The following is a 23,657-nucleotide window of genomic DNA, read 5'->3' as shown; positions in this document are numbered from 1 at the left end:
TTTATGTTGTGATTTATTTTAAGATTATTATTAAAAAGAATGGAGATTCTTTAATTATGAGAATAAAACAGTTAAAAACTAAAATGATATGGAAGAAAAGAATGCTACTAACTATTTGTATTGTTTTCGGATTGATTATTGCCGGAGTTGTTTTTTGGAATGTTTCACCTATTCCGAAAGCGTTTCTCATAAAAAAAGCATTTGAAGGTGGAATGTTTGTTCAATCTAACAATTATAAAAACGCTCTAAAAGAGACACGAATTGTTAAAGATATTAATTATAATTCTAAATTTCCTGATGGTACATTAGACATTATTTATCCCCAAAATCTTACGGAAAAAACATCTGTTATTTTTTGGGTACACGGGGGTGGATTTGTAGGTGGAGATAAATCAGACATTACTGGTTATGCAGTAGAATTAGCTGCTCGTGGTTACACAGTAATAAATATAAATTATGCTCTTGCTCCTAAAAGAAAGTATCCTACACCCGTACTACAACTTGGTGAGGCTTACGAATATATAAAAGAAAATGCAAAGAAATATAATGTAAAACTAGATGACTTGTATTTTGCAGGAGATTCTGCTGGAGCGCAAATATCTGGACAATTCGTTACTATTCAAACATCTCCAGATTATGCGAAATTAACCGGAATTGAAGCTATTGTTGCTCCTTCTACAATTAAAGGTATATTGCTATTTTGCGGCCCGTATAATATGCCTGCATTAGCTAAAATGGAAACATCCAAAGAAGTGCAAGACTTTATGCGTACTACTGGCTGGGCTTACTTTGGGAAAAAGAAGTTTGAAACATTACCTGAAATGGAAATCGCCTCTATCTATAAACACGTTACAAAAGATTACCCACCAACGTTCATCACAGATGGGAATACTGCATCATTTGAAGAGCAAGGTAAAGCGTTAGCTTCTACTTTACAAAATAAAGGAGTACCTGTAGATACACTTTTCTTTGATAAAAATATCTCTGGTGAATTAGCACATGAATTTCAATTTAAAATGAACACTCCAGCAGGTCAAGAAGCTTTTAATCGAGTTCTTAAATTTCTAAATGAAAATAAATAATATATAATATTAACTTTTTATAAGCTTAGTTTAATACCAAATATGGATGAATAAAATATTGCACTAATAATCTAATGGTAGCAAAAAAAATTTGATAAGAAGTATATAGTAAGAATGATTTGGAGATACAGATGGGGATATAACTATTTTATTTAGGACGGTGCACTTTAAATGGATTTACAGAAAGGAAAATTATATTGGAACACAACTTTTTCTAATACACCTTCTTATCCTCGGTTGGAAGAAGATATAAAATGTGACGTACTAATAATAGGAGCAGGGAGTTCAGGTGCTCAATCAGCATACTATTTGAGTGAATCAGATTTAAATATTGTTATCGTTGATAAAAGAAAGGTAGGACACGGGAGTAACCTTACCAATACAGCACTTATTCAATGTTTAGGTGACAAGATGTTTTTTGAGCTTGTAAATACATTTGGAGAAGAGTATGCAGTTAAGCATATGAAATTATGTGAACAAGCTATTAATGATATTGAATATACTGATCAAAATTTACCTTATTGCTCTGACTTTAAACGACGTGACAGTTTATATTATGCAAGCTATGAAGAGGATATAAAGAAATTAGAAAAAGAACTGTATTATTTACATAAGCATGATTTTAAAGCGACTTGGCTATCAGAGGAACAAATTGGACAGAGATATCCATTTCAAAAACGTGCAGCTATTTATACGTATAATGATGGTGAAATAAATCCTTATAAATTTACACATAGTTTATTAAAACAAGCTTCTAATAAAGGAGTTCACATTTATGAAGATACGGAGATCGTTGGCAAAAAGTTAGAGAAAGAATGTGCTGTTTTTTATACAAAAGGGGGCAATTCTATTACTGCCAAAAAAGTAATTGTGGCTGCAGGATATGAAGGTTTGGAATTTAAAAAGGAGAAGAACGCTACACTGATTAGCTCATATGCAATTGTGACTAATCCTGTGGAAGATTTATCTTCTTGGTATAAGCGTACTCTTATTTGGGAAACTGCGAGACCATATATTTATATGAGAACTACTGCAGATAACAGAATTATTATAGGTGGGTTAGATGAAGATACAAACATTGCTCAAGAAAGAGATTCAAAATTAATCCATAAAAAAGAGAAATTAGTGAATGAATTTAATAAGCTCTTTCCAAATATAACAGTTGAACCTGAATTTTATTTAAGTGCTTTTTATGGTGGTACTCATGATGGTTTACCTATAATTGGAATGTATGAAGAGTTTCCAAATTGTCACTTTATCTATGCATATGGAGATAATGGATTAGTATATAGTATGGTACTTTCTAAAATTGTTCGAGATGTAATTATTAGCGGTTCAAGTCCGGATTTGAATTTATATTTACAAACTAGACCAAAACTAAATGAGTAAGCTGCATGTATGCAAAAACATAGTATTTAGGGTACCATATAAAAAGCGCTATTTTAAATGTATTAGTTTAATGTGACTATTTGTTATGTTTATGAATGCTTAAATAAAGCATTCATAAACAATATTATTTGTTAAATCCATTCATCTTACTAAGTTGTGTTATTTGTATAATCCATTCTTTTTTTAGGTAGGGTAGAGTTGCTTGGATATGATGATATTCCCATTCTTCCTCAATGGTAGGATAAAGATTAAATAAGTATTTTTCTTCATCATTTGTTACAATTGCTTTAGGATTGCCAATAAGTTTAAAATAAATGTCACACCATCCACTATAGTTTGTTAGCATGAATAAAAAATTAGGACATGTAAATTCGATAAGATATATTTCATCTTCTAATTGAATATCTGATAGTAATTCCCTTGCTGTCTCAACAGTAGGCTTTTTTTGTAACCGTTGCATGAATGCCATGCCCAAATGGGCGAATCTATAATAAAATTAATACCACTCTGTTTCATATGTCTTACAATGTATTTATATGCGGTGAAATCTTCTTTACTAACAAAAATAGGATCGGCTATAAGCTTACCTGTATTCAAAAGTATATTTATAGCATTTTTGTTTTGAAAAGTCCATAGGATTGTTGAATCCATAGATGTATTTAAGTTTGACTGTTTATCCAATTGTTTTCCCATATTTCTCTCCAGTTTCTTTTTATTTTGCAGAATTAAGAATAAGTATGACTAATCGGACAATAAAAAAGACCTATGCTAGATACAATTGTAAATGCTTATTTAAAGTAACAGCAAGGAATAATCTTTGTATATAGAGTGTACAATACATGCAAAACAGGATTAAAGAAGATTTTAAATATAATATGAAATAGTACAAAATAAGAATTTGATATATCTTTTATATAAAAACTATTAATTGAAGTTTGTAATTATACATTATAGTTAGTATACTAACTATATAATTAGTGTGCTAACTATTTTGGAGGTCATATGAATAATTTAGGCTATTTATTACACAAGGTAAGTATAATGACAAAAACAGAATTATCAAATCAATTAAAAGAATATAAAATAACAGCTCAGCAATGGTCTGTGTTAAAGGATATATCTCTTTATCCAAATGGAACCACTCCGGCTATGATTGCTGAAAGGCTCTTAGCAGACCGTCCAACAGTAACCGGAATTATACAAAGATTATTGCAAAAAGAATGGATTCTTATAAAACATAATCCTAAAGATAAACGGTCACATTTAATATTTTTAACAGATGAAACTAAGGCATTAATACAGGAGATAGAAAATGTAAGCGATGAAGTTATAAAAAATGCTACAGCTAGTATTCCTAAAGAGGAAGTAGAAAATACAGTTCGAGTTTTGCAAGGTATGATTCGAAATTTACAAAAAAATAAAGGGTGATTATAATGATTTTAGTAACAGGTGCTACAGGGAATGTAGGAAAAGAGGTTGTAAAATGCCTAATAAAAAGAAATGCTACTTTCAAAGTCACAACGCGCAGTAGAGAAACTGAAGGAGTGTATTTTGATTTTGAAAACCCCTTATCTGTAAAGGCGGCTTTAAAAGGTGTTACTAAAGTCTTTCTAATAAGACCGCCACATCTAGCTGATGCAAAAAAGTATTTCCAGCCTGTTGTAGATGCCGCAAAAGAAATAGGTATAAAACACATTGTATTTTTATCTTTATTAGGTGTAGAAAAAAATCCGATAGTACCTCATGCTAAAATTGAAGCTATGATAAGGGCTTCTGGGATCCCTTACACATTCCTAAGACCGAGCTTTTTTATGCAAAATTTATTATCACAACATGGTGATGAATTAAGAAATGAAAAAATAATTGAAGTACCTGCTGGTAAAGGGGAAACAAGTTTTATAGATGTACGGGATATTGGAGAAGTTGCAGCTAAGATATTAACCGAAGAGGGACATGAATTTAAAGCTTATTCTTTAACGGGAAATGAGGCATTAACATACTATGAAGTTGCTGCTATTATTTCAAAAATAATAAATAAAGATATTACTTATACAAATCCAAGTATATTTAAATTTAGAAAAAGAATGATTCAAAAGGGACTTAACAGTGACTTTATTTGGGTTATGATTGGAATATATACAACTGCAAAATTAGGATTAGCTAAAAAAGTCACATCAGATTTATCGAATTTACTAGATAGAAGTCCAATAACTATGGAAACGTTTGTTTATGATTACAAAGAATTATTAATATAATAATGCAAAAGTAAAAGAGATGAGTATTCACATAAAGAATCTATTATGTTTTAAGAGTAAGAAAGGATAGCCATGCAAAATAAAATTATTGTTATGTTTCAAAAAGATTTTCGTTTATATGATAACCCAGCTCTATTTGAGGCTGTTCAGTCTGGTGAGGTTCTTCCTGTATATATACAAGATGAAACTTTTTCAATAGGAAGTGCGTCAAAGTGGTGGTTGCACCATGCTGTAATAGATGTAAAGAAGCAACTTGAGGCATTGGGCTCTACTTTAATAATTCGTAAAGGACGTACGGAGGAAGAAATACTTTCTCTCATAGAGCAATTAGATATAACGGCTGTATATTGGAATATTTGTTATGATCCGGACAGATTACAATCTAATCAAAAAATGAAAATGATGTTAGAGGATAAAGGTATTATCTGTAAAGAATTTAATTCGCATTTATTATTAGAACCGTGGATTATTAAAAAGAAAGATAACACTGAATATAAGGTGTTTACGCCTTTTTACAATGCATTTCAAAAGCAGGTAATACCTAAACCTTTTAGCAGAGTGCAGAGTATAAAGTGGGGAAACTCTTTACCAGCAAGCTTATCTGTTTCAGAATTACAATTGTTGCCGACTATACCGTGGACATCTCATATGGAAGTAATATGGGATCCGACAGAAGAAGGGGCATATAAAACATTCAAGAAATTTTTCTCTAGTAAATTAGTCTCTTATAGTGAAGGAAGAGATTTTCCAGGTCAAAATGTCCATTCGATGTTGGCACCGTATCTTTCATTTGGTCAAATATCAGTAAAGCTAATGTTTCATTACTTAATAAATAAAAGTACCGAAAGACAATGTAGTCTTTTTGAAAAACAAGTTAATAGCTTTATACGTCAATTAATTTGGCGAGAGTTTTCTTATTATTTACTATACCATTATCCATTTACAGTATATAAACCTCTTAATAAGAGCTTTGAAAATTTCCCGTGGGATAAGGAAGAGGAGTTATTAAGAGTATGGCAGAAGGGTGAAACTGGTTATCCGTTTATTGATGCGGGAATGCGAGAACTATGGCAAACAGGTTTTATGCATAACCGGGCAAGAATGGCTGTAGCCTCTTTTCTTGTAAAGCATTTGTTAATTCCGTGGCAAGAAGGAGCAAAATGGTTTATGGATACACTACTAGATGCTGATATTGCAAATAATACAATGGGATGGCAATGGGTTGCTGGAAGTGGAGCAGATGCATCACCGTACTTTCGTATTTTTAACCCAATCACACAAGGAGAAAAGTTTGATAAAAATGGAGAGTATATAAGAAGATGGGTACCAGAATTAAGAGATATCCCAAACAAATATATACATAAGCCTTGGGAAGCACCTGAGCATATTTTACAAAAATCCAATATAAAACTTGGGGATACATATCCTTTTCCGATTGTTGATCATAAGGCAGCACGGGAGAGAGCCCTTTGTGCATATAAAAGTATGAAAGAATTTGTATGAAATAGGTTAAACAATATGTATTTTGAATTTTAATATTAGAATTTTATCCATTACAAGGACATACTAATCATATAAAGTTTCTATAATCTTCTAGTAAAAAGGAGAATGTTTATGAAAAAATCTAGTATTATAGTATTTTTACTAACATATGGTTTGTTTTATGTTTCTAGTGTTTTATTCCCTATTGATCGTACTTGGTATGATGCGTTAGAAAAGCCGTCTTGGACACCATCTGGTATGACAATCGGAATGATATGGGCTGTATTATTTGGACTTATTGCATTATCAGTTGCAATTATTTACAACAACTATGGATTCAAGCCAAAAACATTTTGGTTTTTATTCCTTTTAAATTATATATGTAATCAAGCGTTCAGCTATTTTCAATTTAGCCAAAAGAATTTGTTTTTAGCAACAGTAGATTGTTTACTAGTCGCTATTACTACGTTACTTCTTATTATGTTTTCTTCCAATTTATCTAAAGTATCGGCATGGTTGCTAATCCCATATTTTTTATGGTCTGCATTTGCTACATATTTATCTTGGACAATTTATAGTATAAATTAAAGACGTAAATGAAAACTTGAGCACAATGAAAATGCTCGAGTTTTTATGTTTATTAATGATAATCTAAAGTATAGAATATACACATCTTAGGGAGGTCATATGTGTGAAGAAATGGATAAAAATTGTTCTGTACTCTGTATTAGGTATTTTAATGATCGGAAGTATTACTTTTTTAACTTGGTCTCAGTTTACTTATAAACCAACGAAAGAGGCTTTGTCTTTAGTAGATGATAAAAAAGATGAAGATTATATAGTTTTTGGAGAGAAAGATGCAAAAATAGGAGTTATTTTTTATCAAGGAGCTAAAGTAGAAGCCGAGGCTTATAGTTACTTAGGAGAAGCTCTTGCAAAAGATGGGCATTTTGTAGTAATGCCTAAGTTACCATTAAACTTAGCGTTATTTGGAATAAATGAGGTAGATAGTGTAATTGAACAGTATCCTGAAGTTCAAAAATGGTATGTTGCTGGGCATTCAATGGGCGGAGCTATGATTTCTAGGTATGCCTTTCAACATGAAGAAAAGGTAGACGGGATTATTTTCTTAGGTTCGTATCCTGCAGATGACTTCTCTACTAAGTCGATTCCAATGTTATCAATTTACGGGGAAGTAGATGCTTTAGCAACTGTAGAAAAAATAGAGAACAATAAAAAGTTCATGTCAAAGAATACAACTATGCACATGATAAAAGGGGGCAATCATGCTCATTTTGGCATGTATGGCGAGCAAAAAGGTGACAATGCGAGTTTAATTACGCCAAAAGCACAACGAGATGAAACAGTGAAAGTAATTGAAGAATGGTTATTGAAACAATGATAACGAATTTAATAAATCTACCGAAAGAATTCTCCTAGCAGTAGATGGGAGAGAGAATAAAGAGCCAAATTGTACGAATTGGCTCTTTTATTTATTTGCTATCTCCAATTGTCCCCTTATTTTCTCCGGAATATCCTCTTTAGAAATAATATCGTAAGAATACACATACTTTCCTTTCACATGAATTTTTAAGTAAGTTTTTCTTATAAAATCATTAGGCGTGTTCGTTCCAACATTATATTCTTTTTCATTGCTTAATTCATCAACAGCTTTTAGTGAGTACATAGCTTTTCCTTTTTGATGATAATCCGGAACACCATATCCTTTCGCAACGGCATATACATTTTTTTCTTCAGCAATCGGATTAAATCTGTCTAAATCCCCGCGTAATATGAAAGGTAGTAAGTATATAGGAAGGCCTATTCCTAATATGCAAATTACAAACTTCTTCATGGTCATTTCTCCTCTTGTTCATTTACAGGATTCAGTATAGAAAAAAATTCTTATAAATATAGAGGGAAATTCCTTAAAGTTTTCTTAATAAAGTTTCACCATGTGAAAAAAACTAACTTGAGCATTAAGCTTGCGGAATGAATAACCAAATAACTTTTTTCTTTATTTTTTGATATTTCTTAAGAACCTATCAAGAAATAAGTGAGTTTTAGGATTTAGAATAAATGTATCTTACAGTAATAAGAGAATTATCTAAATAAATTAGAGTGAGAACAATTAAAGAAAGTATCTTGTGGGGTGCTGCTTTCTTTTAGAATAGAGAACCCCATGGGTCAGTTACATGTAATGCAGCGCTGCGCTTCTATGTCACTGAAAAATCCAATGATAAAAAAAGAGGGGGAAGGCATTTTTTATTGAAGTTTGTTAATGATAGATTTTTAACTAGTTAGGGGGGGATCGTAAAATAGATTATTAATCTCTTTAATAATTTTTATTTTCCTTATAGTTGGCATGTTCTATTAGAAATTTTAAATTTTGGAAGGAGAATCAATAATTATGGGTAAGAAAAGAAGAATAAGTAATAAGCTATTACTTGTCAGTGCAATTTTTACAATAACAATTCCTTCAGTCTCATATGCGGAGGAAGTAATTTCACCTGAAAATTTTACGAGTTCTTCAAGTTTGTATGAGGGACGGAATACGGAAGTATTGAAAACAAGCTTATATCCTGATACATATAACTATCCGTTTAACTACCAATTTAGTTCGAAATTAAAGGAAGCAAACACAACTATAAAAAAAGTAGACAATAGTGATGATGAAAATCCTATTATATCTACTACTCTTTCATTTATTCGCCATATGAATAGTGAAGATTATAAATCTGCATTTGATTTAACCTCAAGGTCATTACAGAAAATAATATCCGAAGAATGGCTGAAGAGCTATTGGGAGGGACTCCCAGTGCAATTACAAGCAGGTTCTTTTATAGAAATTGGGGAAGTTACACAAAAAGAGATAAATCCTGTTCATACAAATGTGGAGATTCAATTAGTTTTTGAAAAAATGACTGTACCTTTACTAATTAAACTAGATCCATCTGGAAAAATAGACGATTTTCAACTCAGCATGTCGTTTAGTCCTGTTGCAGAGCGTCCATCATATAGTAAGCCTGAGTCATTTGTTGATAAAGAAGTAGTAGTTGGAAGTGGTGCATTTCCATTACCAGGAACATTGTCGGTTCCAAAAGGAAAGGGTCCTTTTCCAGCGGTTATTCTTGTTCAAGGATCAGGAGCAACTGATCAGGATGAAACAGCGTTTGCTTTAAAACCATTTCGCGATTTAGCTGAAGGTCTTGCATCGAAGGGAATTGCTGTCCTTCGCTATAATAAAAGAACGTATGAACATGGGTTGAAAACACAATTCAGTCCCTTTTATACAGTTGATAAAGAGACAACAGATGATGCTCTTCTTGTAACTCAATTTCTTAAAAATGAGCCTCTAATAAATAAGAATCAAATATATATTCTTGGTCATAGTCAAGGTGGAATGATGCTTCCGAAAATGATTGAAAAAGACCAAAATAAAAATATTGCTGGAGCAATTGTAATGGGAGGGCCAGCTCGTACGATCCAAGACGTTGTTTTAGATCAATTTGAGTACCTTTTCTCTATTGGAGCAATGAACCTGGATCAATATAAATTCTACAAATCGCAATTTGAATTATTAAATGATCCCAATTTCTCTGGTCAGAATCCCCCAAAAGATTTTTACTTAGGGTCAGCAGTATTTTGGGATTCTGTACGGAAAATTAAAGCGGCAGAAATGTCAAAAGAACAAAAGACACCCCTTCTTATTATTCAAGGAGAAAGAGACTATCAAGTTCAATCAAAAATTGAAATTCCTCTTTGGAAAGAACAATTAAAAGAACGAGATAACGTAGATTATCGACTATATCCAAAGTTAAATCATTTCTTTACAGAGGGTGATGGGGAAATAAGTAAGCCAGATGAATATTATAGTCCTGCTAATATCCCTGAGTATGTTATAAATGATATTGCTGCTTGGGTGCAAGGCAGATCGCAATTAAATTAGCAACCATATGTTTTAATAAGGACTTTCTTTCCGTAATCAAAATAGAAATATTTTGATTAGGTTATATGTTTTTTTAAAGCACTCTTTGAAAAGGAGTGCTTTTTTATTTTTCTATGATTTCTATAAAACAATGGGCTTACCTTCCAAACAAATCGCAATTTGGAGCGCTTTTATCAAAGCAAAGTTCTTGTGACATTTCTTTGATATTAAAAACATGAATAACCTATTGTGTAAAATTTTTTGAAAATTTAGGTTTAACATCTTTAAAATAGGTGTATTACATATTACATAACAACTTAATAAAAAAATAAAAAATCTAAAGGAGGAAAGATACGATGCATACGAATGAAAGAAAAACGGTAGTTTATGAATATCAAAATGAACAGGAAGTAGTTATGAAAGTAAAAGAGCTAGAATTGCAAGGGGTTCGCCACGATGACATTTATGTTTTAGCACATGAAAAACATATAACAAAAAGGATTGCGGATGATACAAACACAAATACGATTGGAGTAAAAGAACAAGGATTGGGAACAAGTATTATCAACTTTTTCTCCAAAAAAGGGGACGAACTTCGAAATCAAATGGAAGAAATGGGGTTGTCGAAGGAGGAAGCTAACTTATATGAAGAAAAACTAGATCAAGGGAAGATTTTACTCCTAGTAACAGCTGAAGTACCAATGGCGAATGATAGGCAGCCGCAAAACTATCATTCTTTGTAATAGATTGCAACATCTGATAAATAGGTAAGGGAATTATTTTAGTTTGTAGCATGGAAGAAAATAAAAATAGAAAAGGATGAGAAAAATGAAACATACAATATTTAAATATGCTGTGATTGGAATTACGACCGGAGTCATAGTCTCCCTATTAAAAAAAGAAAATCGGAAAGCTATACAAACAAAAGGAAAAAGCGTAAAAGAAAAACTACAAGAAGGAAACATAAAGGAAACATTGGAGAAGGTAACTGAGACAAGTAAACAATTTTCTGTAACTGCAGCTAATGTTGCAAAACAAACATTACCACAACTGCTTACAGCCACACCAGTTGTCATTTCTACCATTAAAGACTTAACAGAAAACGAAAATAATAAAAAGAAAACAGGTGAAAAGGATTACGAAATAAATGAAAATAGTAAGAACTTAGACGGGGAAAAAACGAAAAATGAAAAGAAATATGTGAAAGAAGGGAAAGAAGAGAGTGCCTAGATGTAACTCTAAAAATAGAAAGTGAGGAAAAAAGTATGAAATCTCTGTATGCAATTGATGTAGGAATTGGCTTTACCAAAAGGGCATATCGACAGGATGTAGATTCTGAGATGACAATCAAGAGTGAAGCTTCCACACTAGCCCCTGTACCTAATCATGCTGAAAGTGAAGATTTAACAAAGGTAAGTTTTATAGACTTAGATTTTGCATACTACATGGGAAATGAAGCACATCAATCTGACGCTTCGTTTCTTCCTCCATTTGACGAAGAAATAGAAAATTATTATGAAAGCGAACGATTTAAACAACAAATATTTGGTTGCATTGCAAAGGATTATAAAGAAAATATCGTGTTACCTCTAGTTGTTACCGGGCTTCCCGTTACTTGTTTTGGTAGTCAGCATGAGCAATTACAACGTGCACTAAAAAAAGAAACTTCCGTACAAATTGATGGGAAATTTATTCATATTACGGTGGAAAATGCTTTGATTCTTCAGCAACCAGTCGCTTTACATGCCTATTTCTTAAAAGAGGGAATTATTCAGGAACGAGATCGCATCTTAATTATTGATGGCGGATTTCGTACAGTAGAAATGACAGATATGAAACAGAATGTCATTTTAAATCATTATGAGGCGGAACTAGGATGTAGCAAGCCTTTGAAAAATATTAAGAATATCGTGCAGAATCATGAGGGTGAAAGTAATCAATTGCATATTAACGACATGCCAAACATATTAGAAAAAGGATATGAATGTCGAGAAGAAAATCATGAGACAAGTCAAGTTCATACTTTGATTCAAAAAGAGTTGGATGCACACTTCCAAGACGTCATGCGTGTATTACAAGAACAATTTAAGTTAGAACAGTATAACACTATTATTTGGACAGGAGGAATAGTAGATCTCCACAAAAAACGAATTGAAAAAATGCAAAGTGAAATTTCTTCTTTCCGTATGGTAGACGCTTCGAAAGAGGCTGCACTCCATGGATACTACATTATTGGGAGTCAAGTATTTGAGGACATCACCAATCAATCTGCATATGAATCCAAATTATAATAACGAATGAAATGGAGTTCGTTGAATAGACGTGCCAAATTATGTAGCTTCTTTTCCACATATAATAAATTCTTTATAAGAAAAGATAAAAAGTGATTGTATAGAGGAAATGTTTAAAATTGAAAATAAAAATAACTAATATATAGGGGGTCTTCCTTTTAAAAGAATAAGACCTCCTATGTTATTTATTTTGTAATTTAGATGATCTAAAAACTTTTCCTCCAAGACATGAATACCTACATACAAATTTCGTATTACGGATATGATTCGATCAAACATAAAACTATTTAGAAAGGAAGAATAATATGGAATGCATAAAAATGACGAAATGGAGTTGGTATCATGTGAAAACTAGTGAGCTTGAAAAACTTTCTTCTGTAATCCCTCGTGATGTAACATCTTATTTCGCTCAATTTGTAAAGAAAATAAGTTCTCCTTGTGAAAATGGATTATATGTTTATACGTTATCACCAAGTCAAACTTGTGTATATGGTTCGTTTTTATATGATCAAGATAAAAAGGACGCCAAAATTCAAAAATTTCTTCATTATTTCGTAGCTCATGGAATACTGATAACAGTTCAGGAAAAAGAGGAAGAGGATTTCCAAAAATTAATACATAATTTCCCTATGGGTACAAAAAATTGTAATAGTTCCGCTGAAGGATTATGTGCTATCTTATCAATGTTTATATCTCATTATTTGCGAAAGGTTGACTACTTTGAAAACAATTTCAGAAATGTATTATGGGATTTTTATCATCATAATAACATAGCAGTTTTAGAAAGGATTTATCATATTCGTCATGAATTATTTATGAACACACATGTGTTTCGCTTAATACAAGAAGTGTTACAAGGCCTAAAAGAAGCTTGGTTAGAAAAACTAACAAACACCCTTTGTTATAAACAAACACACGTAAAATTAGAGCGTGGATTACAACTTGTTAAAGAGTACCAAGAAGAATTAGACACGATGATTCATTTACAAGAAGTTGTTTCTTCTCATCGTGGGAATGAAATTATGAAAGCTCTTACTGTATTAACTGCTGTGAGTACGCCTTTGACAGCCTTAGGAGCATTATGGGGTATGAATTTTAAATACATGCCTGAACTAGAATGGAAATATAGCTATTTAATCGCTCTCTTATTTATTATTTTCACAACAGGGGGGATGTATATGTATATGCGATTCAAAGGATGGACAGGTGACTTATTACGAGTAAAGAAAAAGAAATCTTTTTTTAAATCTAATTAATCCTGTTGATAAAAAATATGATAGATATATGGTTTGTAATATTTATTAATTGGGGTAGTACCATATTCCCATCAAGTTAAAGTTTTAATGTCCCCGCAATGATAAAAATGGTGAATATTTATATGAAAGATTAGAGCTCTCCTTCTTGTAGGAGAGCTCTAATCTTTTTTTAAAAACTATATCATATACTCTGAAATTTGTCCGGATTCAATTTAGAATATGGCAAAAGAGAACTTGCGATTAAAAACAAGCTCTCTTTAAAAGAAATAACGTAATTGAGATACTTATATAGTAACAATTGTTTTCTTCTAATTCCATATGTCATATGTTGAGAAATAAATTATAAATGGATTGATAAAGCTAAAATGAATGATTGACATAATATTTTGACGATAATATAATGAATCTCGAATTCAAGATAACTTGTAAGGGATTGGTAATTATGAGCATGATTAACGATGAGAGCTTATCTTTAAAGTTATTTGTTATATTATCAAGGGCAGTACAGTCAATTACTAAGCGTATTGAAGAGGATATAAAAAGTTATGGACTTAATCCAACTGAATTTGCAGTGCTTGAGCTACTGTATAGTAAAGGCGATCAGCCTATACAAAAAATTGGAGACAAAATATTACTTGCAAGTAGTAGTATCACGTATGTAGTGGATAAGTTGGAAAAGAAGAGGTTCTTAATACGAAAACCATGTCCTAAAGACCGCCGTGTCACGTATGCGTCAATTACTTCAGAAGGTATTGAACTAATGGATATTATTTTTCCTCAGCATAAAGAGGCGATTCAGCAAATATTTGGTGGTTTGGACTATATTGAGAAAAAAATGATAATCGAAAAGTTGAAAAAATTAGGGTATTATGCACTCGAACTATAAATTTTTAGAAATATATCTCGAATTAGTAATGTCCTAATTAAATATAATTTAAATAAATAGGAGGAAAAATTAATAAATGGTAGTAAATTTATTATAATACAAAATGAATAAAGCGTGTAATTTCAATCGGTATAATATGAAATAAAGTTGTTATGTTAACGTATAAATATCGTCCTTTAAATTATAAATCTTTCATAAAGCGGAGAGTGGGTATCAAGAATGGAATTACGTCATTTAGAGTATTTTATTCAAGTTTGTAATAATAATAGTTTCACTAAAGCTGCGGAAGTTCTAGGTATTTCACAGCCGACTTTAAGTCAACAAATACGAGTTTTAGAAGGTGAACTTGATACACCCTTGTTTCATCGAGTTGGAAGAGGTATCAAAATGACAGAAGCGGGTAAGCTGCTATTTGATAAAGGAAAATTTATCATGCAACAATTTGATGACGTTTATAATGAAATTTTTGAATTAAAGGGTGTAAAAAGAGGTGTGATTACTATAGGAGGTTTATTAGAGGATCTCACTTATTTAACACCTTATATTATGAAGTTTCAACAACATTATCCCAACATTGTAGTAAAGATTATAGAATCCGAAGTTGCTGTAAATCAAATCGTTGACAAAAATATTGATTTCGGGATTACACGTAGTGCTCAAATTCCAGACACATTAACAAGCACCCTTTTGTATAGTGAAGAGCTCGTCCTTGTAATTCCAAAAAATCATCCTTTGAATGAAAAATCATTTGTTTCTTTTCGAGAATTAGTAGGGCTCAGTAGAGTAATGGTTTCATGTAGTTGTCGTGAATCTATTAAGATATATTGTGAGAGTTTAGGGTTATCTTTATCTGAAGCAAATATAGAAACAAAATCTTCTATTTCTCTATTGAGCCTTGTATACAATGGACATGGGGTTGCCATAATACCTCTTTCACTGGTTAACTTTGTTAATAATGATACTTTGAGCATAGTTCGTATTACTGATCCAACACCAAGTCAAGATATTAATCTTATTCACTTTGGTGATAAATTTTTAAGTTTTGCAGCACGCATCTTTATGCAGAAGTTAAATGATTCTCAAAAAGTATCAGTGTAATAGAAATAATAATGATTCTAGTGTAACAATTGAAAAAATTAAAATCTATATTAAAGTCGAAGGACAGTGGATTTATATGTGTGGTGTAGTCGATCAAAAAGGGGGATACCATTGACTTTTAATTAAGGAAAAAAGGACAGACTTTGCAAGGAGAGAAGGCTATCAAAAACAAGTTAAGTTAATCAATCAATTCTTCGGTCTTATCGCATAGTAACAGATTCCATGTAGGGATATACACTGCTATTTTGAATCTACATATCCTTATTGTAGAAAGAAAACCACCGGCATTATACCGGTGGTTTTGATTTAGAAAGCAAAGCAAGTACAACCAATACCCCATTTAGTTCCATCTTTTCCTATTACGGTATGAGTGTGTTGATGGAGAGGGTTACTACAACTATGTAACTTGTTATCATGGGAATCGTGAGAAAGTATAGTGTTGGCTAGGTTAGCACCACCATAACCATAAACGCCCGTCGGTGACCAATCAGGTGATGCTGGCGGCAATTCAGGTGATAAGTTTTTAAATTCATTATTTCCATAAACAACCTGCCCACCCATAATGGTGAGCAATGATTCAAGGTCTTTGATTTCTTCTTCCGGCACAGTAAAGTAGTCAGCAGACAATACAGCAATATCAGCAAACTGACCTACTGCCAGGGTTCCTTTTTTACCTTCATCGCCAGAGAACCACGCACTTCCTTTTGAATATAATTCCAGGGCTACTTTTCTATCAAGTTTATTTTTTTCATCGTATATGGAAAGCCCACCAATGGTTTTTCCAGCAACCATCCAGTAAAGAGCAACCCAAGGGTTATAGCTGGAAACCCTGGTTGCATCACTACCGGCGCCAACAGGTATACCAAGGTCTAACATACGATAAATCGGAGGAGTATGCTGTGCAGCTTCCTTTCCGTATAAATCAACAAAGTATTCACCTTGAAAAGCCATGCGGTCTTGAATGGCAATACCGCCATTTAAAGCCTTAACACGTTCCATACTACGATCTGAGATTGTTTCTGCATGATCAAACCACCATCGTAGCCCATTAAAAGGAATTTCTCTGTTAACTTCCTCAAATACATTTAAGAAACGTGTGATTGACTCGTCATAAGTTGCATGTAAACGGAATGGCCAACGGTTTTCCACCAATAGAGAAATTACTTTCTTTAAGTCGGCTTCCATTACTGTAGCTAGTTCGGGCCGTGGCATTTGAAATTTTTCAAAATCGGCTGCTGAGAATACTAACATTTCTCCGGCACCATTCATTTTATACTTATCATTTCCTTGACCTGGAGAAACAATTTTTGCCCATGAAGCAAAGTCTTCATATTCATGATTAGGATTTTGCGTAAATAGATTATAAGCAATACGCAAAGTTAATTGTTCCTTCTCGGCTAAATGTTCAACAACTTTATAATCATCCGGATAATTTTGGAACCCACCACCTGCGTCGATGGCACTTGTAATACCTAATCTATTTAATTCACGCATAAAATGGCGAGTTGAGTTAATCTGATCTTCAAAATTAAGTACTGGAGCTTTACCCAAACTTGAATAAAGAATAGAAGCGTTAGGGTTAGCAATTAAAAGGCCCGTTGGATTACCTCTTTTATCCCGCTGAATTAAACAGCCTGGAGGGTCTGGGGTATCTTTCGTGTATCCCAGTGCACGTAGCCCTGCACGATTTACAAGTGCTCTATCGTAAAGATGTAGCACAAAGACAGGCGTGTCTTCAGAAACAGCATTAATCTCTTCTAATGTTGGCATCCGTCTCTCTTTAAATTGAAATTCAGACCAACCTCCAACTACTCTTACCCACTGAGGAGCAGGTGTACGCCGTGCCTGTTCTTTGAGCATTTCTAGAGCAATAAAAAGTGATGGAACGCCTTCCCAACGTAATTCCATATTATAATGCAGACCACCACGAATCACGTGTATATGGGAGTCATTTAGGCCTGGAATAGCTCTCTTTCTGTTAAGGTCTATTTTTTTTGTTTTTTCCGTGGCACTATTAAGAAGCTCATCTCCGCCTACTGCAGTGACTAAACCATCAGTTATGGCGATAGCAGATACCTCAGGCTGAGATGGGTCAAGGGTAGTAATTTTTCCGTTATATAAGATTATATCCGGTAAATTCATGTTCACACCTCGTCTACTTTCTATTATTTTGTAACCATGGATGAAATAATTTACCGAAAATCGGCATGACTACCCATGATAGCAAGGACACTATACATACAGAAACAAAAAAAGCTGACATAATAGGATTCATATGTTTTATAGTAGGTCCTATCACTTTAGGAACTAACATGCTAAGAGGCCATACACCCAGAAGGGTAACGATAGACATTTTCCATTTTGGCGGTGGAACTGGCGTTTTCGGAGTAACAAACCAATAAGCCAAACTGCTTTCAGTTTTGTAAGTTGGATTAGTGGCTTGAAATTGCTCCGCCGTTTTTAACAAATCCCGGCGAACATCTGATTCTTGCCAAGTACGTAGATGCTCATACGTATCAAAGCGAAAAATAACAGTATACTCTCTGGATTCGTTACTTGGGACTATTAGATTTACACCTAAATGTCCTGGGAATTTAGTAGCCGCAGCCTCAATTTCATGTCTCCATGTTTCAAACTGTTTTTCTCTACCTTCTTGAATTTCCCATGTAACAATCGTTGTTACTGGATTGCCGGCATCCATCGTGTTCCCTGTATAAGTCTCTTCGACAGCTACTCCTTCTTGTTTCATATTTTCCTGCTTGGAAGCGCGCCATGCACCATAGTATATGCGTATTCTACACCTTGACCATAAGCACCAGTGTGTTCCTTTACAATCTCCATTACAGCATCATAAGTGTCTTTGTGTGCCCAGTCACGTTGATATTCAAGTAAAACTTGAATTGCTGTCACTGGAATTGCACCAGCTTGTTCTACACGACGCATAGCAGCGTTATGTGCTGTCAAACTAGTACCACCTGAAGCATCATCAACTGCATACACCTCATAGCCAGCTTTAATTGCTTCAAGCACAGGGAATGCAAGGCAAACTTCAGTCCAAAGTGCTGCAAATATTAATTTCTTTCTACCGGTTGCTTTAACTGCCTCAACAAATTTCGGATCTTCCCAAGAGTTCATTGAACTACGTTCTATAATTTCATGGTTTGGGAATATATCAAGAATTTGTGGCCAAAAATAACCAGAAAAGCTGCGTGTTTCAACTGTAGTAAGAATAGTAGGTACGTTAAAAGTTTTTGCTGATTTAGCAAGTAGCATAACGTTATTAATCAATGTTTGTCTATCAATACTTGCAACTCCAAAAGTCATTTGAGGTTGAAAATCAATTAAAATTAAGGCACTGTTCTCCGGATTTAACAATTCTAAATTACTCATAATAAAACGCTCCTTTTTCAATTGTTTATTGAAAGTAATGTATCTTCTGTCAATTAAAGCTCTGTCATACTTTTTAATTTAAATTTAGTGCTGATTTAATCAGCACTAAATTTATACTATCTACTTTAAAAAAGGTGATTTAAAGCTATTTCCTTGAGATACATTTATGCATTTTGTTTACTAAGATCTCGCTGAGCTCCCCTATAGCTTCCAATTATATTTTGATAGCCTGGAAGATTGCTAGCAAGCAAATTGCCAAAACCTTCGACATCGTTGCGCCAATCGCGTTGTAATTCGCAAGCTACGCTAAACCAGTTCATAAGTTGCACGCCACTATGTGCCATACGAGTATTGGCAGCATCTGCAACTTGTTTACTGAAAGTTCCTGAAGCATCAGTAACAGCAAATACTTCATATCCAGCTTTTATAGCGGAAAGTGCCGGGAAAGCAACACAAACGTCCGTAACTACGCCCGCGATGATAAGTTGCTTTTTTCCAGTTTCTTCAATTACTTTTACAAAATCATCATTATCCCATGCGTTAATTTGTCCAGGTCGAGCTATTTTTGGTGCATGAGGAAAGAGATCAACCAATTCTTGCATTAAAGGTCCGTTGGGCCCGTTTTCAAAACTTGTTGTTAAAATAACTGGTAAATCAAAAAACTTAGCAGTATGAGCAAGAGCTAAAACATTGTTCTTGAATTCATCAACACCATAGTCACGTACTAGTCCGGACATAAGACCAGTTTGATGATCTACTAAAAGCACGACAGCATCATCTTTGTTAATACGAGAATAGAGATCAGTCATTATGTATTCCTCCTAAAAATTAAGTAATCGAAGAAAGTTTAAATAGTCGAATACTATCATAAGTTTCTTCGTTTATAACTAAGCTGACCAATAATATTGGTCATAGCAGCCTTCATAGAACATGAAGTGCTATACAAATTTATAGTATTTTAAAACTGATTCGTTAATCAATTCTAAATTATCTATAATTTGTATAGGTCGTAACTATAGTTGTTTTCACTATAAAATAGATTGGTATTACCTATACATCCTATAGATAGAACGATATTGATAGTCACCTATTTTTGTTATTACAATTGAATAGGAGTAATGTTCAGTAATTATTTTATGATGAAAAAGGTATTAGAGGGGGGATTGTTCCAAAAGGAGAAAATGAATGCATTGGAACAATAGAGTTTCATACTTAGAATTCATAACATAAACGTGCATGAATAGGTTATGACATTCATCCGGATTATTGAAGAAAAGGATACATATTAGAATATTTTTGGGAGGTAGAAGCATGGCTAAAATTATTGTAGGAACCGAAAATCAAGAACCAATTGAGATATATTATGAGGATCATGGCACAGGAAAACCAGTTGTACTCATTCATGGTTGGCCGTTAAGTGGTCGATCTTGGGAATACCAAGTTCCAGCTCTTGTTGAGGCTGGATACAGAGTTATAACATATGATCGTCGAGGATTTGGACAATCATCTCAGCCGTGGGAAGGGTATGAATATGATACCTTTACTTCTGATTTGCATCAACTATTAGAACATTTAGAGCTTCAAAATGTCACACTTGTTGGTTTTTCTATGGGTGGAGGCGAAGTAGCCCGGTATATTAGTACGTATGGAACAGATCGTATTGAAAAGGCTGTTTTTGCTGGGGCAGTTCCTCCATATTTATACAAATCAGAGGATCATCCTGAAGGGGCCTTAGATGATGCAACAATTGAAGCATTCAAAAGTGGTGTGATAAATGACCGCCTTGCATTTCTTGATGAATTTACTAAGGGATTTTTCGCGGCTGGTAATCGAACAGATTTAGTTAGTGAGCCATTCCGTTTATATAATTGGGATATTGCAGCTAGTGCATCACCTAAAGGAACACTTGATTGTATTACCGCCTTTAGTAAGACAGATTTTAGAAAAGACTTGGAGAAGTTTAATATACCTACTCTTATTATTCACGGTGATTCTGATGCAACTGTACCATATGAATATAGTGGGAAATTAACACATGAAGCAATTCCTAATTCTAAAGTAGCCTTAATAAAGGGTGGTCCACATGGGCTAAATGCAACGCATGCTAAAGAATTTAATGAAGCACTCCTATTATTTTTAAAGGACTGATTACAACTATATAATTGTTAGTTGATAAATTATAAATAAGTAAAAAATAAACCTTTATAAAAGATGCTCTTGGATAAATCCAGGAGCATCTTTTTAAATGGTGATATTGAGATGTTAGGTTGATAAATCTCCATTAATTTTGGATTGAATACTCTTCTTAACAGCTAAAATATATTGATTAGAGTTTTTTAGATTTCTTAGAAGTATTGTTATATTACTATCAAGATAATATTTTGAATAATCCTCAAAACAAAGAAATATACATTTTTCTGAGGAAGAAATATCTTGTCAGAAAACAATAAAATCTTATTAATTTTTATAATTGGTAGAATTTTTGTGGAAATAATTCTCTTAATATATTAAAATAACATCGTATTATGTCAGATTTTAATTAGGGGAGAGAAATTTTATGTTGAAAAAAATCATTCCAGTTGCTTTAGCATTAAGTACAGTTACTTTTACTAGTGTATTTGCTGCGCCTTCAATCCAAGCAAGTACAGAACAAAACCGCTACATAGATGTACAAATGCTCGGTATTAACGATTTTCATGGGCAACTAGACACTGTAAAAAAAATTAACAATAAAGATGCAGGGGGAATTGAGTACTTAGGGGCTTATTTACGTGATCGTGAAAAACAAAATCCGAATACATTAAAGGTACATGCTGGCGATGTTGTTGGAGCAAGTACTCCTGTTTCAGCATTATTACAAGACGAACCTACAATTGAATTTCTAAATGATTTGAAATTCGATGTTGGAACGATAGGAAATCATGAATTTGATGAAGGTGTTGAAGAAATGAACCGCCTTATTTATGGTGGATACCATGAGAAAACAGGTAATTTTAAAGGAGCAAAATTCCCATATGTTGCTGCAAATTTCTATAATAAATCCACCGGTCGTTTATTTTTACCACCATTCACTATAAAAAAGGTACAAGGAGTTCCTGTTGGATTTATCGGAGTCGTAACAACGGATGTTCCTAACCTTGTTATGCCTACTATGCTAAAGAATGTAGAAATTACAGATGAAGTTGAAGCTATTAACAAATCCGTAAAGCAATTAAAAAAACTAGGCGTTAAATCTATCGTTGTTCTTGCACATAACGGAGGTATAACAGATGGGAACGGCGTAACAAATGGTGATATTGTCCGATTAGCAAATGAGACTGATCCAGAAGTCGATGTTATTTTTGGTGGCCATAGCCACACCTATGTAAATGGAACTGTTAATAATAAACTTGTCGTACAAGCAAATTCATATGGTATGGCTTTTGCTGATGTTGATGTAAAGATTGATCGTAAAACACAAGATATTGTTGAGAAAAAAGCAGAAATTGTTACAACTTACCATGAAGGCATGGAGCCTGATAAAAAAATCAAGAAGAAGATGGAGAAATATCAAGCAAAAATCGCACCTCTTGTTAATGAAATTGTAGGTAAGTCTATTGCTCCACTAGATCGTAAACTCAATACGGCTGGTGAATCTACTCTCGGAAATTTAGTTGCTGATGCTCAGCGTGCAACAATGCAATCCCAAATTGCACTTATGAATCCTGGTGGTATTCGTAATGACTTAGATGCTGGTGATATTACATGGGGAGAGATATATGGTATTCAACCATTCGGAAATCAATTAATAAAAGTAAATTTAACAGGTCAAGACATTCGTGATATTTTAAATCAACAATGGCAAAAAGACATAACAAGAATGCTTCAAATTTCAGGGATCCAATACACTTGGGATGCGAACAAGCCTAATGGAGAAAAAGTAACAAGTATTCGCTTAGCAAATGGAGAAGAAATCATTCCTTCTAAAACTTACAGCGTCGTTGCGAACGCATTTCTAGCTTCAGGTGGAGATGGATTTGTATCCTTTAAAAACGGTAAAGATGCTGAAACAGGACCAACTGATTTTGAAGCATTAGTAGATTATATAAAAAAATCAAAAGAACCAATTCAGTCTATTATTGATGGAAGAATTCAAAAGATAAATTAGTTTTTTATTAATCTCAAAAACAACTAGATTATTTGTGCGCTATACTCTTTAGTGTGCAGGTAATCTATTTTTTTGATTTGAAATAGTCTAACTGTGGCCAATGGGTATACCGTCTAGATGCAGAGTGCCGAAAAAAATGAAGTGAACAAAAAATAACCCCTAAATTAACCCTATGATAAAGAGACTACAGACAATCAAAATTTGGAACTTCATATTAACCATATATTAACTACGTTAATAATACATACTGAAATTGAATACTTTAGATAACATCATTTATAACGAATATCTGTACATTATAATGTTATGCAATGAGGAATTTACAATGCAATGAATTGAAGCTTATTTAGTTTTATATTCGTATAAGTGAATTAAGAATTTCTTAAGAACCTATTAAGAAATAAGTGAGTTTTAGGAACTAGAATAAATATATCTTAACAGTAATAAGAAAAT

General features: G+C 33.1%; 21 protein-coding genes and 1 pseudogene. 16 read left to right on the top strand and 6 right to left on the bottom strand.

Annotation, left to right across the window (positions count from 1 at the left end):
- The first annotated feature begins 56 nt into the window (after positions 1-56).
- Positions 57-1,082, top strand: coding sequence for an alpha/beta hydrolase (locus ACUN13_RS17990; RefSeq protein WP_001220687.1), 1,026 nt, complete (start codon positions 57-59; stop codon positions 1,080-1,082).
- A gap of 171 nt (positions 1,083-1,253) precedes the next feature.
- Positions 1,254-2,471 (top strand): NAD(P)/FAD-dependent oxidoreductase, encoded by a 1,218-nt coding sequence (locus ACUN13_RS17985; RefSeq protein ID WP_444877173.1) that lies wholly within the window; start codon positions 1,254-1,256, stop codon positions 2,469-2,471.
- 124 nt (positions 2,472-2,595) lie between these two features.
- Here the strand turns inward: ACUN13_RS17985 and ACUN13_RS17980 are convergent.
- A pseudogene (locus ACUN13_RS17980) lies at positions 2,596-3,164 on the bottom strand (DUF3841 domain-containing protein).
- 309 nt (positions 3,165-3,473) lie between these two features.
- On the opposite strand from ACUN13_RS17980, the gene ACUN13_RS17975 reads away from it, so the two are divergent.
- The 5 genes from ACUN13_RS17975 (at position 3,474) to ACUN13_RS17955 (ending at position 7,610) form a co-directional block, all read left to right on the top strand.
- The gene (locus ACUN13_RS17975) at positions 3,474-3,899 is read left to right on the top strand and encodes a MarR family winged helix-turn-helix transcriptional regulator (protein ID WP_257115500.1); all 426 of its coding nucleotides are present in this window, start codon (positions 3,474-3,476) and stop codon (positions 3,897-3,899) included.
- A gap of 5 nt (positions 3,900-3,904) precedes the next feature.
- Positions 3,905-4,726: an SDR family oxidoreductase gene (locus ACUN13_RS17970; protein ID WP_257115499.1), complete on the top strand. Its 822-nt coding sequence runs from the start codon at positions 3,905-3,907 to the stop codon at positions 4,724-4,726.
- Between the two features lie 72 nt (positions 4,727-4,798).
- Positions 4,799-6,229 carry a cryptochrome/photolyase family protein gene (locus tag ACUN13_RS17965; protein ID WP_257115498.1) on the top strand — a complete coding sequence of 477 codons (1,431 nt, stop codon included), beginning with the start codon at positions 4,799-4,801 and terminating at the stop codon, positions 6,227-6,229.
- Between the two features lie 111 nt (positions 6,230-6,340).
- On the top strand, positions 6,341-6,796 hold the full coding sequence (locus tag ACUN13_RS17960) for a TspO/MBR family protein (RefSeq protein WP_048657114.1): 456 nt from the start codon (positions 6,341-6,343) through the stop codon (positions 6,794-6,796).
- Positions 6,797-6,899: 103 nt separating this feature from the next.
- Complete coding sequence (locus ACUN13_RS17955) at positions 6,900-7,610, top strand: alpha/beta hydrolase (RefSeq protein WP_063536800.1); 711 nt, start codon at positions 6,900-6,902, stop codon at positions 7,608-7,610.
- Positions 7,611-7,697: 87 nt separating this feature from the next.
- Here ACUN13_RS17955 and ACUN13_RS17950 read toward each other — a convergent pair whose 3' ends face one another.
- Positions 7,698-8,063 (bottom strand): YxeA family protein, encoded by a 366-nt coding sequence (locus ACUN13_RS17950; RefSeq protein WP_065382364.1) that lies wholly within the window; start codon positions 8,061-8,063, stop codon positions 7,698-7,700.
- 555 nt (positions 8,064-8,618) lie between these two features.
- Here ACUN13_RS17950 and ACUN13_RS17945 point away from each other — a divergent pair.
- From ACUN13_RS17945 to ACUN13_RS17915, 7 genes are all read left to right on the top strand, one after another.
- Positions 8,619-10,157 carry an alpha/beta hydrolase gene (locus tag ACUN13_RS17945; RefSeq protein ID WP_257115497.1) on the top strand — a complete coding sequence of 513 codons (1,539 nt, stop codon included), beginning with the start codon at positions 8,619-8,621 and terminating at the stop codon, positions 10,155-10,157.
- Positions 10,158-10,492: 335 nt separating this feature from the next.
- Positions 10,493-10,879 (top strand): general stress protein, encoded by a 387-nt coding sequence (locus ACUN13_RS17940; protein WP_000557321.1) that lies wholly within the window; start codon positions 10,493-10,495, stop codon positions 10,877-10,879.
- A gap of 85 nt (positions 10,880-10,964) precedes the next feature.
- Positions 10,965-11,366: a hypothetical protein gene (locus ACUN13_RS17935; RefSeq protein ID WP_000683216.1), complete on the top strand. Its 402-nt coding sequence runs from the start codon at positions 10,965-10,967 to the stop codon at positions 11,364-11,366.
- 35 nt (positions 11,367-11,401) lie between these two features.
- The gene (locus tag ACUN13_RS17930) at positions 11,402-12,427 is read left to right on the top strand and encodes a ParM/StbA family protein (RefSeq protein WP_063536796.1); all 1,026 of its coding nucleotides are present in this window, start codon (positions 11,402-11,404) and stop codon (positions 12,425-12,427) included.
- A gap of 305 nt (positions 12,428-12,732) precedes the next feature.
- Positions 12,733-13,683, top strand: a complete 951-nt coding sequence (locus ACUN13_RS17925; RefSeq protein WP_444877171.1) for a magnesium transporter CorA family protein — start codon at positions 12,733-12,735, stop codon at positions 13,681-13,683.
- Between the two features lie 442 nt (positions 13,684-14,125).
- Positions 14,126-14,569: a MarR family winged helix-turn-helix transcriptional regulator gene (locus ACUN13_RS17920; protein WP_063536794.1), complete on the top strand. Its 444-nt coding sequence runs from the start codon at positions 14,126-14,128 to the stop codon at positions 14,567-14,569.
- Positions 14,570-14,788: 219 nt separating this feature from the next.
- Positions 14,789-15,667 carry a LysR family transcriptional regulator gene (locus ACUN13_RS17915; RefSeq protein WP_257115495.1) on the top strand — a complete coding sequence of 293 codons (879 nt, stop codon included), beginning with the start codon at positions 14,789-14,791 and terminating at the stop codon, positions 15,665-15,667.
- A 306-nt stretch (positions 15,668-15,973) separates the two neighbouring features.
- Here the strand turns inward: ACUN13_RS17915 and ACUN13_RS17910 are convergent, their stop codons facing one another.
- The 4 genes from ACUN13_RS17910 to ycaC form a co-directional block, all read right to left on the bottom strand.
- Complete coding sequence (locus ACUN13_RS17910) at positions 15,974-17,809, bottom strand: amidohydrolase (protein WP_257115494.1); 1,836 nt, start codon at positions 17,807-17,809, stop codon at positions 15,974-15,976.
- 13 nt (positions 17,810-17,822) lie between these two features.
- Positions 17,823-18,416, bottom strand: a complete 594-nt coding sequence (locus ACUN13_RS17905; RefSeq protein WP_257115493.1) for an antibiotic biosynthesis monooxygenase — start codon at positions 18,414-18,416, stop codon at positions 17,823-17,825.
- Positions 18,413-19,057, bottom strand: coding sequence for a hydrolase (locus tag ACUN13_RS17900; protein WP_000067162.1), 645 nt, complete (start codon positions 19,055-19,057; stop codon positions 18,413-18,415). The genes ACUN13_RS17905 and ACUN13_RS17900 overlap by 4 nt, the downstream gene beginning before the upstream one ends.
- Before the next feature lie 164 nt (positions 19,058-19,221).
- Positions 19,222-19,866, bottom strand: a complete 645-nt coding sequence (ycaC, locus tag ACUN13_RS17895; RefSeq protein ID WP_000131216.1) for an isochorismate family cysteine hydrolase YcaC — start codon at positions 19,864-19,866, stop codon at positions 19,222-19,224.
- Positions 19,867-20,368: 502 nt separating this feature from the next.
- Here ycaC and ACUN13_RS17890 point away from each other — a divergent pair.
- Together ACUN13_RS17890 and ACUN13_RS17885 are read left to right on the top strand one after the other, a co-directional pair.
- On the top strand, positions 20,369-21,205 hold the full coding sequence (locus ACUN13_RS17890) for a bromoperoxidase (protein ID WP_257115491.1): 837 nt from the start codon (positions 20,369-20,371) through the stop codon (positions 21,203-21,205).
- 409 nt (positions 21,206-21,614) lie between these two features.
- Positions 21,615-23,204: a bifunctional metallophosphatase/5'-nucleotidase gene (locus ACUN13_RS17885; RefSeq protein WP_257115490.1), complete on the top strand. Its 1,590-nt coding sequence runs from the start codon at positions 21,615-21,617 to the stop codon at positions 23,202-23,204.
- The last annotated feature ends 453 nt before the right edge of the window (positions 23,205-23,657 follow it).

It is taken from the genome of Bacillus cereus group sp. Bce041 (assembly GCF_052646455.1).
This window is presented reverse-complemented; position numbering and strand designations above follow the sequence as displayed.